The organism is Flavobacterium johnsoniae, assembly GCF_001879205.1.
GTDB lineage: Bacteria > Bacteroidota > Bacteroidia > Flavobacteriales > Flavobacteriaceae > Flavobacterium > Flavobacterium johnsoniae_A.
This window is the reverse complement of sequence record NZ_MLFK01000009.1, coordinates 503,982-517,844: the sequence shown is the minus strand read 5'-3', so window position 1 is coordinate 517,844 and position 13,863 is coordinate 503,982. Positions and strand designations below refer to the sequence as shown.

General features: G+C 33.9%; 15 protein-coding genes. 5 read left to right on the top strand and 10 right to left on the bottom strand.

Annotation, left to right across the window (positions count from 1 at the left end):
- Nucleotides 1-34: 34 nt before the first annotated feature.
- The 5 genes from BKM63_RS18180 to BKM63_RS18160 all read right to left on the bottom strand — a co-directional run bounded on the left by BKM63_RS18180 (nucleotide 35) and on the right by BKM63_RS18160 (nucleotide 3,334).
- Complete coding sequence (locus BKM63_RS18180; protein ID WP_071637977.1) at nucleotides 35-508, bottom strand: DUF4265 domain-containing protein; 474 nt, start codon at nucleotides 506-508, stop codon at nucleotides 35-37.
- The gene (locus BKM63_RS18175; RefSeq protein WP_071637976.1) at nucleotides 508-900 is read right to left on the bottom strand and encodes a VOC family protein; all 393 of its coding nucleotides are present in this window, start codon (nucleotides 898-900) and stop codon (nucleotides 508-510) included. The genes BKM63_RS18180 and BKM63_RS18175 overlap by 1 nt, the downstream gene beginning before the upstream one ends.
- A 47-nt stretch (nucleotides 901-947) precedes the next feature.
- A complete protein-coding gene (locus BKM63_RS18170; protein ID WP_071637975.1) occupies nucleotides 948-1,817 on the bottom strand; it encodes a nucleoside phosphorylase in 870 nt (289 codons plus the stop codon).
- A gap of 109 nt (nucleotides 1,818-1,926) precedes the next feature.
- Nucleotides 1,927-2,259, bottom strand: coding sequence for a translation initiation factor (locus BKM63_RS18165; protein ID WP_071637974.1), 333 nt, complete (start codon nucleotides 2,257-2,259; stop codon nucleotides 1,927-1,929).
- 124 nt (nucleotides 2,260-2,383) lie between these two features.
- Nucleotides 2,384-3,334, bottom strand: coding sequence for an isopenicillin N synthase family dioxygenase (locus tag BKM63_RS18160; protein WP_071637973.1), 951 nt, complete (start codon nucleotides 3,332-3,334; stop codon nucleotides 2,384-2,386).
- A 169-nt stretch (nucleotides 3,335-3,503) separates the two neighbouring features.
- On the opposite strand from BKM63_RS18160, the gene BKM63_RS18155 reads away from it, so the two are divergent.
- Nucleotides 3,504-5,480: an alpha-ketoacid dehydrogenase subunit alpha/beta gene (locus BKM63_RS18155; protein ID WP_071637972.1), complete on the top strand. Its 1,977-nt coding sequence runs from the start codon at nucleotides 3,504-3,506 to the stop codon at nucleotides 5,478-5,480.
- 160 nt (nucleotides 5,481-5,640) lie between these two features.
- On the opposite strand, the gene BKM63_RS18150 is transcribed toward BKM63_RS18155, so the two are convergent.
- The 3 genes from BKM63_RS18150 to BKM63_RS18140 form a co-directional block, all read right to left on the bottom strand.
- A complete protein-coding gene (locus BKM63_RS18150; protein ID WP_071637971.1) occupies nucleotides 5,641-6,612 on the bottom strand; it encodes a quinone oxidoreductase family protein in 972 nt (323 codons plus the stop codon).
- A gap of 78 nt (nucleotides 6,613-6,690) precedes the next feature.
- Complete coding sequence (locus BKM63_RS18145) at nucleotides 6,691-7,266, bottom strand: Crp/Fnr family transcriptional regulator (protein ID WP_071637970.1); 576 nt, start codon at nucleotides 7,264-7,266, stop codon at nucleotides 6,691-6,693.
- 37 nt (nucleotides 7,267-7,303) lie between these two features.
- Nucleotides 7,304-7,711 carry a glyoxalase gene (locus BKM63_RS18140; RefSeq protein ID WP_071637969.1) on the bottom strand — a complete coding sequence of 136 codons (408 nt, stop codon included), beginning with the start codon at nucleotides 7,709-7,711 and terminating at the stop codon, nucleotides 7,304-7,306.
- A gap of 159 nt (nucleotides 7,712-7,870) precedes the next feature.
- On the opposite strand from BKM63_RS18140, the gene BKM63_RS18135 reads away from it, so the two are divergent.
- Nucleotides 7,871-8,299 (top strand): hypothetical protein, encoded by a 429-nt coding sequence (locus tag BKM63_RS18135; protein ID WP_071638167.1) that lies wholly within the window; start codon nucleotides 7,871-7,873, stop codon nucleotides 8,297-8,299.
- A gap of 180 nt (nucleotides 8,300-8,479) precedes the next feature.
- Here BKM63_RS18135 and BKM63_RS18130 read toward each other — a convergent pair whose 3' ends face one another.
- Together BKM63_RS18130 and BKM63_RS18125 are read right to left on the bottom strand one after the other, a co-directional pair.
- Nucleotides 8,480-9,739, bottom strand: a complete 1,260-nt coding sequence (locus BKM63_RS18130) for a mechanosensitive ion channel family protein (protein ID WP_071637968.1) — start codon at nucleotides 9,737-9,739, stop codon at nucleotides 8,480-8,482.
- Complete coding sequence (locus BKM63_RS18125) at nucleotides 9,732-10,025, bottom strand: DUF3817 domain-containing protein (RefSeq protein WP_071637967.1); 294 nt, start codon at nucleotides 10,023-10,025, stop codon at nucleotides 9,732-9,734. Before BKM63_RS18125 ends, BKM63_RS18130 begins: the two co-directional genes overlap by 8 nt.
- A 103-nt stretch (nucleotides 10,026-10,128) precedes the next feature.
- Between BKM63_RS18125 and BKM63_RS18120 the strand changes: the two genes are divergently transcribed.
- The 3 genes from BKM63_RS18120 to BKM63_RS18110 all read left to right on the top strand — a co-directional run bounded on the left by BKM63_RS18120 (nucleotide 10,129) and on the right by BKM63_RS18110 (nucleotide 13,814).
- Entirely contained in the window at nucleotides 10,129-10,662 is a 534-nt protein-coding gene (locus BKM63_RS18120) for a DUF6155 family protein (protein WP_071637966.1), read from the top strand.
- Between the two features lie 108 nt (nucleotides 10,663-10,770).
- Nucleotides 10,771-12,309: a DEAD/DEAH box helicase gene (locus BKM63_RS18115; RefSeq protein ID WP_071637965.1), complete on the top strand. Its 1,539-nt coding sequence runs from the start codon at nucleotides 10,771-10,773 to the stop codon at nucleotides 12,307-12,309.
- A 170-nt stretch (nucleotides 12,310-12,479) separates the two neighbouring features.
- Entirely contained in the window at nucleotides 12,480-13,814 is a 1,335-nt protein-coding gene (locus BKM63_RS18110; protein ID WP_071637964.1) for a DEAD/DEAH box helicase, read from the top strand.
- Nucleotides 13,815-13,863: the final 49 nt, after the last annotated feature.

The window sequence follows — 13,863 nt, the reverse complement described above, 5'->3', positions numbered from 1 at the left end:
TAAGTTTGGTATGCGTATTCTTAAGTTTGTTTGTTTAGTTTTTTAATAGATCTGCCCGGTGTTTATCAGAAAGGCAGGGCTCTGCATATTCAATAATTTCTTCAGATTCATATTCACTTAAAATGCTTCGCACAAATGAATAATCCACATCTCTTAGTACTTCTACAGCAAATAAAGTTTCATTTAAAACTTCTGACAAACAGTTTACTGCTTTTAGTTTTTCTCTGATAATTTCTTTATCAAATTCTTTTTCTAAAATTATTACCTGAATAATCGAATTTCCAAAACTTTCTATGGTTTTTCTGTAAACAAGGCGTTTTTCATCTTCATCATATTCTGCAAAGAAAATATCATCTGTGGCAATTAAGGGACCAAAAAAAGGAATGTTATCTAATTTAAAAAGTCCTTTTTCTAAATCTATAATTTCTGCCCACATGGTTTCTACAACTGTATCTTCCAGCAGATCACTATAATATTTAAATAATATTTTTTTATGTGTTTCCTGCATTATTCTATTTCGTTTATTATGGCTTTTAAGGATGATATTACAATGCGGTAACCATCTGGATCCTGAATCATCTTTCCGTTTTCATTCCAGAAAGGATTAGCAGCAGTTATCGTTGAAATATTATGGCGTATAAGCTTATTTATTAATTCGTTATAATCTAAAATTGTTTTAGGGTACAGCACGATAATATCGTCTTCATCAAAAGAATGACTGGCTTTTACTTCAGATTGTGTAAATTCAAAATGCCAGTCTAAACCCGATTTTCCAATAAAAATACCGTCGTAATTATTGTGTTTCTCAAAACCTCCAAGCTGCTCAAAACCCAAGATATTGACATAAAAATCTTCAATCTTCTTTATATCATTTGTATGCCGGGCCACTCTTAAAAACATAATCTAAAATTTTAAATTATCTTATTTCAATTGACAAATTTTCTCAATTAATTACCAGCCAGTTTATTCAGCGTATAAGTAATCAATTCATCTACAGCTTTATAAGGATCTTCACTAAAAGTCCCCGAAGCACGATTGGCAATAATTGCATTTAAAGATAAGGCATTATGTCCTAAAAGCGAAGAAAGTCCGTAAATTGCTGCCGTTTCCATCTCCAAATTAGTGATTCGGTGGTCATTAAAATTAAAGTTATCCATTTTACTATTTAATGCTGAATCTTGAATATTCAAACGTAAAACACGTCCCTGCGGACCGTAGAACCCTCCGGCTGTAGCTGTTATTCCCTTGAAAATTTTATCTGATTCGATAATTTTTTCCAGTTTCTCTGAACATGGAATTACATAAGGTCTTCCTTTTCTAATATCCCAATTGGTATGAAGAATGAATGCATCCTCAAGTGCTGTATTTGAAACTTCGTCAATTAAATAGGAGCGGAGCATATTATCCAATCCAAGTCCGAATTTCGACATTACAAAGCTGTCTACCGGAATATCAGCCTGTAAAGATCCCGAAGTTCCAATCCTGATGATGTTTAAAGAAGTTAACTTTTCTTTCGGCTGACGTGTTTTTAAATCGATATTTACTAAAGCATCCAGCTCATTGACCACAATATCAATATTATCCGGGCCAATTCCGGTTGACATTACAGAGATTCTTTTTCCTTTGTAGATTCCGGTTTGGGTTTTAAATTCTCTTTTTTGAGTAGAAAATTCTATAGTATCAAAAAACTGAGTAATTTTTTCTACTCTGTTTTGGTCTCCAACAAAAATAATATCGTTGGCAATATGCTCAGGACGAAGGTTTAGGTGATAAACGCTTCCGTCCGGGTTAAGTATTAATTCTGATTGCTTTATCATTTTTTATAAGGTGCTAAGTTGCTGAGATGCTAAGGTTCTGCGTTTTTTTTGTTTCAGGTTTAGAGTTTAAGACTGCGCAGACTGAAACCTGAAACTTTAAACAATTTTTCTAACCTCCAACTCTTTTAGTTTTAAATCCTTTTTCTTTTAAAATAGCCATGATTTTGTCGCGGTAATCGCCTTGAATGATAATAGAACCATCTTTAAACGTACCTCCAACGCTCAATTTTGTTTTTATTTCTTTGGCTAATAATTTAAAATCTTCATCACTTCCTTCGTAACCTTCGATTATCGTGGTGGCTTTTCCTTTTCGTTTTTCGAATTTACAAATCATCGGTTCTTTCTGAACATACAAAACATGTTCCTGTTCCTGAATTTCTTCTGGTTCGTTCGATTCTATGTGATCCGGAAATAAGTTTTTTAATTGATCTTTAAAATCCATACTTTTTTATTCTAAAAATAAACTACAAATATTAATGTTTTTAAAAATTAAATTCCAAATTCCAATGTTGAGTTTGGAATTTGGAATTTTAATCCCGAAGCTTCGGGAGAAATTTATTTTGCGTTTATTTTTTAATTAAACCTAATTCTACTAAACGTTCGTGTAAAAACTCACCCGCTGTAATATCTTCAAATTTCTTAGGATTTTCTTCGTCGATACATTTTTCAAGACAATCTAAGCGCATATCGCTTACCGGATGCATAAAAAACGGGACAGAATAACGAGAAGTTCCCCATAATTCTCTTGGCGGGTTTACCACCTGATGAATTGTTGATTTTAGTTTATTATTAGTGTGTCTGGACAACATGTCTCCAACATTAATTACCAATTCGTCATCAGCTGCAATAGCATCAATCCATTCTCCATCATGGTTTTGAACCTGAAGTCCTTTACCCTGAGCTCCCATTAATAATGTGATTAGGTTAATATCGCCATGCGCCGCTGCACGAATAGCATTTTCCGGTTCAGAAGTAATTGGAGGATAATGTATTGGTCTTAAAATGGAGTTTCCTTCTTTTGCATATTCATCAAAATAAAACTCATCCAAACCAAGGTGTAAAGCCAATGCTCTTAAAACATAAATACCTGTTTTTTCAAGCATTTGGTAAGCATCTTTACCTACTTCATTAAAACGTGGTAATTCTTTAACTTCTACGTTTTCAGGATATTCTGAAGCCCATTTAGAATCCTTGTCAACATACTGTCCAAAATGCCAGAATTCCTTTAAATCTCCCTCTTTGCGTCCTTTAGCATGTTCTTTTCCAAAAGAAACATAACCTCTTTGTCCGCCAATTCCGGGAATTTCATAATTATGCTTAGTTTCTACTGGCAAGGCGAAAAATTTTCTAATTTCACCATAAAGTTCGTCTACCAATTTGTCATCTAAGAAATGACCTTTTAGGGCTACGAAGCCAATGTTTTCAAATGCACTGCCGATTTCATTTACAAATTTTTGTTTACGTTTCGGGTCGTCCGAAAGGAAATCACGTAAGTCTACACTAGGAATGTTTTGCATACTTTACATTTTTATTTAAGAAAAAAGGCATTAAACCTTTCTATAACAAAGGTAAATAATATTTTAGATTTGAATTTTAAATCTTTTAATAAAATTGAAAAAATACAACTAAAATAATCGAAATTGTTTGATTTTTTTATCTTTGATACAAACTAAACTCACTAACCCAATGATCTTTTACAGACAAAAACTAACTGATGAAAAATTACTAGATTTATATAAAAAAATCCTAAAGCCACGCTTGATCGAAGAAAAGATGCTTATTCTGATTCGACAGGGGAAAGTTTCAAAATGGTTTTCCGGAATTGGACAAGAAGCTATTGCTGTGGGAGTTACTGCCGTTCTGGACGATTCTGAATATGTATTGCCAATGCACCGAAATTTGGGAGTCTTTACTACCAGAAATATTCCGCTTAACCGACTTTTTTCGCAATGGCAGGGAAAAGCAAATGGTTTTACAAAAGGACGTGACAGAAGTTTTCACTTTGGAACCCAGGAATATAATATTATCGGAATGATTTCTCACTTAGGCCCGCAGCTTGGAATTGCTGACGGAATTGCCTTAGCCAATAAACTTCAAAAAAATAATAAAATTACTGCCGTTTTTACCGGAGAAGGTGCTACCAGCGAAGGTGACTTTCACGAAGCACTGAATATTGCCGCAGTTTGGAAACTTCCGGTCATGTTTGTTATCGAAAATAATGGTTACGGGCTTTCTACGCCAACAAACGAGCAGTATTTATGCGAGAATTTAGCCGACAAGGGAATTGGCTACGGAATTGAAAGCTGGATTATTGACGGAAATAATATTCTTGAAGTATATAATAAACTGTCAAAGCTGAAAGAAGATATGATCGAAAATCCGCATCCGGTTTTATTGGAATTTAAAACATTTAGAATGCGCGGCCACGAAGAGGCGAGCGGCACCAAATATGTACCGCAGGAGTTAATGGACGAATGGCAGGCAAAAGATCCGGTTGCGAATTATAGAAATTATTTAACTGAAATTGGAGTTCTGACAACTGAACTTGACGAACAATTTCACAGCGAAATTAAGCAGGAAATTGATGAAAACTGGGCCATGGCAAATGCCGAACCAGAAATTGAACCAACTTACAGCGGAGAATTAGATGATGTTTATAAAGACTTTGAATATGAAGAATATACTCATGGTGAAGAAGTAAAAAATATTCGTTTTATAGATGCTGTCCGAAATGGTTTAGAACAATCTATGTGGCGCAATAAAAACTTAGTCATAATGGGTCAGGACATTGCCGAATACGGAGGTGCTTTTAAAATTACAGAAGGATTTGTTGATGCTTTCGGCAAGGACCGGGTACGCAATACACCAATCTGCGAAAGTGCTGTGGTTTCGACTGCAATGGGATTATCAATCAATAATTACAAAGCAATTGTAGAAATGCAGTTTGCTGATTTTGTTTCAACAGGTTTTAACCCAATTGTAAATTTATTAGCTAAATCTCATTATCGCTGGGGCGAAAAAGCCGATGTTGTTGTTCGTATGCCTTGCGGCGGAGGAACACAAGCCGGGCCGTTTCACTCACAGACAAACGAAGCCTGGTTTACCAAAACTCCCGGATTAAAAGTAGTTTATCCGGCGTTTCCTTACGATGCAAAAGGTTTATTGAATACAGCGATCAATGATCCTAATCCGGTTTTATTCTTCGAACACAAACAATTGTACAGAAGCATTTACCAAGATGTTCCGACAGATTACTATACAATTCCGTTTGGAAAAGCAGCTTTATTAAAAGAAGGAAATGCCGTAACTATTATTGCTTTTGGAGCTCCGGTTCACTGGGCTTTGGAAACTTTAGCAAAACATCCTGAAATCGATGCTGATTTAATTGACTTAAGAACCCTGCAGCCACTTGATACCGAAACTATTTTTGCTTCGGTTAAAAAGACAGGAAAAGCTATTATTTATCAGGAAGACACCTTATTTGGCGGGATTGCAAGCGATATTTCAGCTTTAATAATGGAAGAATGTTTTCAATATTTAGACGCTCCGGTAAAAAGAGTGGCGAGTTTAGATTCACCAATTCCGTTTACAAAAGCACTGGAAGATCAGTTTTTACCTAAGGATCGTTTTGAGGAAGTTTTAAAGGAATTATTAGCGTATTAAAACATTATAAATAAAATTTAAACACATAGAACATAGTTTTAGTAACCGATAAAAGGCGTTTCACTTAGTTTAACAAACATAGCTATGTGCGAGAAACTGGTTTCTTTTTATATTCTTTTTCAAGAAATAGAACCTATGTTTCTATGTGTTTAAAAACAATTTAAATCAACACCACTAGTCTTTTCCCATCAGAAACTTCGGCGTTCCACATTTTTTCAATATCGGTTAAATTGAATTTTTCGATATTGACTTTTAATTTGTTTTGAGAAGCCAAAAGAAACATTTCAGGAAGAATTTCAGAAAATAATAGTTTCACTTCTTCTTTTGTCCAGCTTCCTAAACCAGATCCGGATAATTGCAAATCAACACTTCGTAAAATCTGAGTTGACAATTGAATGATATCACCAGACATCGAACCAATAGAAACATATCGGGTTTTATGCGTGAAATTTCCATTTCCTTTTAAAACAGAAAGAATAAGTTCAGCCGAGTGTCCCCATAAATAATCCAAAACAATATCAATAGGTGTATTTTGGTGAATTTCCTTAAGCTGCGAAATAAAGTTTTCATCATTTTGCTTTAAAGAAACAATTTCATCAGCACCCAATTCTAAAAGACTTTGAAGTGTTTTTTCGTTTCTTCCGGTAACAATTATCTTTTTTGCTCCGTAATGTTTAGCAATCTGAATTGCCATTTGCCCCGTAAAGCCAGTTGCGCCGTTAATTAAAACCGTTTCTCCAGGTTTTATTCCTGCTCTAAAACGAAGCGCCATAGCAGAACCTGCTACTGCATTTGGCATTGCGGCGGCTGTCGCATCATCAATTCCATCAGGCAATGCAACCATTCTGTTTTTCTCAACTAAAGCTTTTTCGGCAATTGTTCCTGAAATTCCCCGGGCATAGACTTTTGTTCCGTTTTCCAGAAAACCAATACCGTCGCTTCCAATTACAATTCCGTTTTGATTTTCATTTTCAGAAGAATAATGTTTTCCGCCGGCAATTCCTTTGTCTAAATTGGTAATCGCAACGGCTTTAACCGAGATTAAAACCTCGTTTTCATTTGCTGCGATTGGTTCTGGAAATTCTGCATATTTTGGCAATTCGCCTTTTGTATAAACTACTGCTGCTTTCATAATTATTAAATTTTATGAAGCAAAATTATAAAGCCGTTTATGGGCAGACGATAACATTTGTTATCGAATGACCGGAGTTTATTTTTTCTGAACTAATTTACTTTTGATTCGGCTTAAATGCACCGTACTTATACCAAGATAAGAAGCAATGTAATGTTGCGGAACGCGCAGTACAATTTGAGGTTTTTCTTCAATTAAACTAAGATAACGCTGAGAAGGGGAGTCTTTTATGAAAGAAAAAAAGTGTTTCATATAATCGAATGTTCTCTGAAAAAGCATATCAATTAATCTGTCCCGAAGTTCCGGAATTTCCTTGATTTCTTCGATAATTTTATCCAGATCGTTTTTATGAATCCACCATAAAACAGAAGGTTCGATGGTTTCAACCACAACCGGACTCGGAAACTTTTTCATGAAACTTTCGATAGAAGCCACACTTTGGTTTTCAAAAAAGAACTGCGAAGTTAAATCTTTTCCGTTATTATTAAACCAAACTCTGACACAGCCTTTTTCGATTATAAAAAGCTTTTTAGAAACTTCTCCTTCTTCTATCAAAACTGTTTTGGAAGCAACTTCAATACGATTGAAATAACTCGTATATTCATTCCACTTCTCATTGGTTATGGGGAATTTATCTCGGAATCGATTGAACATCTTTTACAATAAATTTTTAAATTCCATTCAATAAAATTTACTTCAAATCTGATTCCACTTCAAACAACTGCACCTGACTTTTCAATCGGTCAATTAATAAATTCATCATACGCTTGTTTAAACTCGATGAATTCTGAATATAAGTATCGTATTCTTCAATCGTAAAAAGCGCTATCACAATTCCTTTTAAGGAATTTCGGAACTTAATATCTTTTTGAATTGAATTTTCGATGGTTTGAAGTTTTTTCTCAACTGAATAAGAATAAAAATCGGGTTTGTTTTTATTTATGTAGTTGATGAAAACCGCAATAAACAAATCATTTTGAAGCTTTAAAATAGGTCTAATCGTCTGGTTTTGAAAGTTCTCATCAGCTGAAGATTGAGCACTTACGGTTCCTAAAGTTTCGCCTCTGAATTCTTTTAAAAAAGTGTCTCTATCCGCCATGTTTTTTCTTTAAATTTAGAAAAAAAAATAATACAAAATTTATTTAAACATATAAGAAATTCAAGTTTTTACTTTATCCCGATTATAACTGGAAAAATTTATTTAGTTTTAACTTAACGAAACAAAATGACTTATATAGTTTCAAAAAAAAATTACGTTATGAATATAAAATCTTTATTTTTTCTTGCCTTAGTTTTAATGGTAATCCTTTCTTGCAATTCTAAAGAAGAAAAAAAAGAATACAAACAAATTTTATATCGGGCAGTAAATAATAAAGATACGGCGACCTTAGATCTTAATATCAGCGATAAACGCTTTTACGGGCGTTATGAAATATCGTATTATAAAATAGGAAAAGATTCCGGAGACGTAAGAGGGGATATAAAAGAAAACACCTTAACTGGTGATTTCCATTATATTTCAAACGGAGGAAGCTGGAAAAGAATACCATTAGCTTTGCTGAAAAAAGAAAACAAAATGATTCTGGGAAATGGAGTAGTAGGAACCTACATGAACCTGCCATGCTTTATTCAGGGAACTTTGAATTATAATGATCCTAAATTCGTTTTTGAAGAAGTGGTGAAGTAGTTTTTCTTTGTTTCAGGTTTCAGGTTTCAGGTTACAAGTTTTAAGTTTCAGGTTTTGTAGTTTGTCAGGCTGAGCGAAGTCGAATGGCTCGCGATAAAGGGCTTCGACTTCGCTCAACCTGACAAACGTTGAGCTCCACGCGAAACTTGAAACCTGAAACTTAAAACTTAAAACAAAACATCACCTATCCAAACGTCCAATCTGCGATGGCAGCTCAAATATTTCAAGGTCAAAATAAATGACAGAAGCCATAACGTGATCGAAAATATCAGACATTATATATTCATAATTTGCCCAGCGTTTATCGCTTGAAAAAACATAAATTTCCAAGGGAACTCCGTGAGCGGTAGATTGCAGCTGACGGCACATAATATGCATGTTTTTATTAAGTCCCGGATGATCTAATAAATACTGCATGATATATTTCCTGAACAAACCTAAATTGGTCATATTGCGGCCATTAAGCAAAAGTGATTTATCAACTCCCCTAAGATCATTGTACTTTTCAATTTCAGCCTGCCGGGTTTCGATATAAGAATTGATAAGCTGTATCCCTTTCATGTGACTTAAGTCGTCATTGTTAAGAAAACGAATACTGCTGCTTTTAATCAAAATATGCCTTTTAATACGTCTTCCATCTGACTTTTGCATGCCTCGCCAGTTCTGAAATGAATCTGAACTCAACGCATAGGTTGGAATCGTAGTAATCGTATTGTCAAAATTTCGAACTTTTACTGTTGTCAGATTAATTTCAATTACGTCACCATCGGCACCAAATTTATCCATTGTAATCCAGTCACCAATACGAACCATATCATTTATGGCAACCTGAACACTTGAAACAAATCCTAAAATAGTATCTCTGAAAATCAAGATAATAATAGCCGAAAGAGTTCCTAAAATGGTTAATAATTCGCCTTTTTTGATTCCGAATAAGGTTGAAATAATCATGGCAACCCCAAAAATCCAAAGAACAATCATAATAACCTGAACAAAACTGTCAATAGGTTTGTCGCTGTATTCCGGTTTTTGTTTTAAATAATCGCGCAGGGCATTAAAAATCGTTCTGATAATCCATAAACTGATTAAAACGATATAAATACCAACGATTTTACCAAAAAGCAATTCCCAATATTCATATCGGTCCAAAATAATTGGAACCGCTTTATAAATAAAGAAAAATGGAATTAAATAAGCAGTGTATTTTGTTGTTTTATTGTGAATTAAATAATCGTCGAATTTCGTTTTGGTACGCTGGGCAAAAATCGCTGTAAGCGTTACCAAAACAAATTTCGCGACATAATAAATGGCATAAGCCATTGCCACCATAATGACAATATTAAAGACCAGGCTGATGTATGATGCAAAATTGCGGTTCATTCCCCAATCCCGGAAAAGCGGATATAAAAAATTAAATATTTTATCCAAAAGCTTATGCATTTGCTTTATTTTCTAAGTATTTTTTCTCGATGTAAAAAGTTCCAAACGGAATAAGAGAAGCTATTAGTATGATGGCAAACGTTTTTAAATCCCAATTTTGAGATTTTTTCAACAAAAAGGCAAGAATAATGTAGCCAATAAAAAGAATGCCATGTGTCATTCCTAATGGTCTTAATAAAGTATGGTAAAGTTCAGGATTGTTAGTTTTAATAATTAGCATATTCGCAAATAAAACTAAATACGAGATTCCTTCTAAAATAGCGGTAACTTTGAAAATCTTGAGCATGTATATATTTTTTGAGATTATATAAGCAAAATTAAGTATTATGGTTGGTTTTTAAGTTATGTCTCAGGAAAGTAATTTACTTTTGTATTCTTAAACTTTGATAATGAGCAAACGTGATTTAAAAAAATATCTGGCCGAATTAAACAAAGAACAACTCGAAGAACAGCTTATTGAATTGTATGAGAAATTCAGTCCTGTAAAAGTGTATTATGACTTTGTTTTTAACCCCAAAGAAGATAAACTTTTGCAGGAATCAAAAGTCAAAATCTCACACGAATATTTTCCGATAAAAAAGCCAAATGCAAAATGGCGTCCAAAAGCCAAAATGCGTCGGTCTGTCGCTCAAAAAATCATTAAACATTTTATAATGCTGGGAGTCGATCCGTTTGTTATCGCCGATTTGATGTTTTATAATGTCGAAATTGCGCAAACGTATTCGTCAAATAATTACATAAAGCAGGAATTATTCTACAAAAGCATTTTTAATTCATTTGAACAAGCAGTAAATTTTGTAATTTCTAACGGAATTTTAGCTGAATTTAAAGCAAGAGTTGAGGCAGTTTATCAAGAAACTTTGCAGCAAAAATGGAAAAACAGGCATGATTTTGAAGCAATTCTAGACAAAATAGACTTTTAAAAGCACTTCCTATAAAAAATCTTATTTAAAAAAAACATTTATTTTAGGTTAAAATAAGATGAATAACTGTTTTTTCGGTGTATTTTTGCAAAAATCCAAAAACAAACAATGTCTCAAAACACTTTAGAAATAGAAAGAGAAGAGAAAAAAGAACTTTATGCATACCAAAAAGGCGATATTGATGCCATTTTTGACCGCTTAGACAATGCTCCTCCGAAACATCATTTATTGTATCAGCTGCCAACTGGAGGCGGTAAAACAGTAATTTTCTCAGAAATTGTGCGTCGTTATTTATCAAATAATGACAAAAAAGTGGTTGTTTTAACACACCGTATAGAACTTTGCAAGCAAACATCAAAAATGCTTAAAGGTTTTGGCGTAAGCAATAAAATAATCAACAGTAAAGTAAAAGAACTGCCGGACCAGAATGATTATTCTTGTTTCGTGGCAATGGTTGAAACTTTAAAAAACCGTATCAATGATGAAAAATTACATCTTGATAACATTGGTTTGGTGATTATTGATGAGGCGCATTACAATTCATTCAGAAAGTTATTAAATTCATTCAAAAATGCTTTTATTTTAGGAGTAACAGCAACACCTTTGAGTTCGAATATAAAATTACCAATGCACCAGAGTTATGACGAACTTATCGTGGGTGATACTATTGGTTCATTGATTGAAAAAGGTTTCCTGGCTAAGGCAACCACTTATAGCTACGATGTTGGATTAACGTCATTAAAAGTGGGAATCAATGGAGATTATACGGTAAAATCTTCTGATGATTTGTATACCAATTCTATGATGCAGGAAAAATTGCTTCATGCTTATACAGAACGATCTTTGGGTAAAAAAACCTTGATTTTCAATAACGGTATTCATACCTCATTATATGTATATGAAACTTTTAGAGAAGCCGGTTACGACATCAGACACCTTGACAATACAAGCAGTTCTGAAGAGCGTAAAGATATCCTGCAATGGTTTAAGAAAACTCCGGATGCCATTTTAACTTCGGTTGGAATTTTAACCACTGGATTTGATGAGCCTACTGTCGAAACTATTATTCTAAACAGAGCAACAAAATCGCTTACTTTATATTACCAAATGATTGGCCGTGGATCTCGTAAATTACCTGGTAAAGATGAGTTTACAGTAATTGATTTAGGAAACAATGCCGCTCGTTTTGGATTATGGAGCGAGCCGGTCAACTGGCAGCACATCTTTAAATCTCCTGAGTTTTATCTGGAAAATCTTAGAGATGATACCGAAATCGAAATGTTCTTTAAATATAGCATGCCAGCTGAATTAAGAGCTAAATTTGCTAAAACTGCCGATGTTACTTTTGATGTAGATGAAGAACATAAACTGGCTATCAAACAAAATTTACGTTCTAAAATTGTTTTGGATAAATCACTGGAGCAGCACGCAGCAATGTGTGTTGACAATACTGAAACACTGCAGGAAGCAAAAGCATTGTCTAAAGAATTAGATGATGATATTGAATGCAGAATTAAGCGTTACGCAAAATGTTTAAGCCAATGCAGTAAAAACTACCGCGAGTGGCTTCTTGACGATTACAAGCAAAGATTAACCTTATTAGTAGGTAAAAAATATCGTGAAAAAATCATGAACGAACCAGATTGATAATTCACCAATTTTAATTGTTTCAGGTTTCATGTTTCAAGTTGTTGGAATCTAAACATAATATATTTTAAAAAGGAGAAATTGCATTTTATTGCGATTTCTCCTTTTGTCAAACTTAAAAGGCTTCTGTGCAACTTGAAACATGAAACCTGAAACAAAAAAACAAAACCATGTCTAAACAATTCTCAACATTAGGACTTTCAGCGCCAATTTTAAAAGCTTTAGGCGAATTAAATATAGTTGAACCCACTGAAATTCAACAAAAAACAATTCCGCTTTTATTGTCTGAAACCCACGATGTTGTTGGTTTAGCCAAAACCGGAACAGGAAAAACTGCTGCATTTGGATTGCCTTTACTACAATTAATTGATACCAAATCCCCCCTTGTTCAGGCCGTAATCTTAGTTCCAACAAGAGAGCTTGGACATCAGATTTTTAGAAATTTAGAAGATTTCTCTAAACATATTCCAAATATTTCTATCGCGGCAACTTGCGGCGGAATTCCAATAAAACCTCAAATTGAACGACTTACAGCTCCGACACATATTATTGTAGCCACGCCAGGACGTTTATTGGATTTAGTTGAAAGAAAAGCAGTCGATTTAAAACAAACTCAGTATTTAGTTTTAGACGAAGCCGATGAAATGGTCTCTATTCTAAAAGAAAGTCTGGATCAAATTTTAGCAGAACTTCCTAAAAAACACCGTACTTTATTGTTCTCAGCTACTTTACCGGGAACTATAAAACAATTGATTCAGAATTACTTAAACAAAAATGTAGTTCAGGTTAGCGCCAGCATGGAAATTGTTGGAAATGAAGGAATTGACCACGAATATATTGTCGTTGATCCAATTGAAAAACTGGATGTTTTGATGCATTTCCTAAACTCAAAAGATGGCGAACGCGGTATTATTTTCTGCAAAACAAAAGCTGCGGTGAATAAACTAGCAAAAAATCTGGCTATAAACCGTTTTTCTTCGGGAGCTATCCACGGAAGTTTATCGCAGGGAATTCGAGACAGAATTATGGAGCAGTTCAGAGAAGGACATATTAATATCTTAGTTGCCACTGATTTAGCAGCGAGGGGAATCGACGTAAAAGAAATTTCGTATGTTGTAAATTACCATTTGCCAGATGCTTATGAAACCTACGTTCACCGAAGCGGAAGAACGGCAAGAGCAGGAGCAAAGGGGCTTTCATTAACGGTCTTACAGGAAGAAGAAGTAGCTGAAATTGCTGATTTCGAAAGAGAATTAGGACTTAAATTTACCAAATTTCAAAAGCCTTCGGCATTGAGTATTGAAGAAAACAATACTCTTTTATGGGCCAAACAAATTTTCAAAACAAAACCCAATCATGATATTTCGACTGATTTAAAAACAAAAGTAAAAACCGTTTTTCATCATCTTACAAAAGAGGAATTGATTGAAAAATTGTTAGCAAATTACGTCTTACAAAATAAGATTGAGGTTACTGAAAAGCCTGTTAAAAAATTCAAAAAGTAGTAAATATGACATTTGTCATTGCATATTAAAGTTGTATATTTATAAGGAA

Coding starts and splice junctions, on each gene's coding strand:
- BKM63_RS18180 (WP_071637977.1), bottom strand. CDS start 508: ATGCAGGAAACACATAAAAAAATATTATTTAAATATTATAGTGATCTG.
- BKM63_RS18175 (WP_071637976.1), bottom strand. CDS start 900: ATGTTTTTAAGAGTGGCCCGGCATACAAATGATATAAAGAAGATTGAA.
- BKM63_RS18170 (WP_071637975.1), bottom strand. CDS start 1,817: ATGATAAAGCAATCAGAATTAATACTTAACCCGGACGGAAGCGTTTAT.
- BKM63_RS18165 (WP_071637974.1), bottom strand. CDS start 2,259: ATGGATTTTAAAGATCAATTAAAAAACTTATTTCCGGATCACATAGAA.
- BKM63_RS18160 (WP_071637973.1), bottom strand. CDS start 3,334: ATGCAAAACATTCCTAGTGTAGACTTACGTGATTTCCTTTCGGACGAC.
- BKM63_RS18155 (WP_071637972.1), top strand. CDS start 3,504: ATGATCTTTTACAGACAAAAACTAACTGATGAAAAATTACTAGATTTA.
- BKM63_RS18150 (WP_071637971.1), bottom strand. CDS start 6,612: ATGAAAGCAGCAGTAGTTTATACAAAAGGCGAATTGCCAAAATATGCA.
- BKM63_RS18145 (WP_071637970.1), bottom strand. CDS start 7,266: ATGTTCAATCGATTCCGAGATAAATTCCCCATAACCAATGAGAAGTGG.
- BKM63_RS18140 (WP_071637969.1), bottom strand. CDS start 7,711: ATGGCGGATAGAGACACTTTTTTAAAAGAATTCAGAGGCGAAACTTTA.
- BKM63_RS18135 (WP_071638167.1), top strand. CDS start 7,871: ATGAATATAAAATCTTTATTTTTTCTTGCCTTAGTTTTAATGGTAATC.
- BKM63_RS18130 (WP_071637968.1), bottom strand. CDS start 9,739: ATGCATAAGCTTTTGGATAAAATATTTAATTTTTTATATCCGCTTTTC.
- BKM63_RS18125 (WP_071637967.1), bottom strand. CDS start 10,025: ATGCTCAAGATTTTCAAAGTTACCGCTATTTTAGAAGGAATCTCGTAT.
- BKM63_RS18120 (WP_071637966.1), top strand. CDS start 10,129: ATGAGCAAACGTGATTTAAAAAAATATCTGGCCGAATTAAACAAAGAA.
- BKM63_RS18115 (WP_071637965.1), top strand. CDS start 10,771: ATGTCTCAAAACACTTTAGAAATAGAAAGAGAAGAGAAAAAAGAACTT.
- BKM63_RS18110 (WP_071637964.1), top strand. CDS start 12,480: ATGTCTAAACAATTCTCAACATTAGGACTTTCAGCGCCAATTTTAAAA.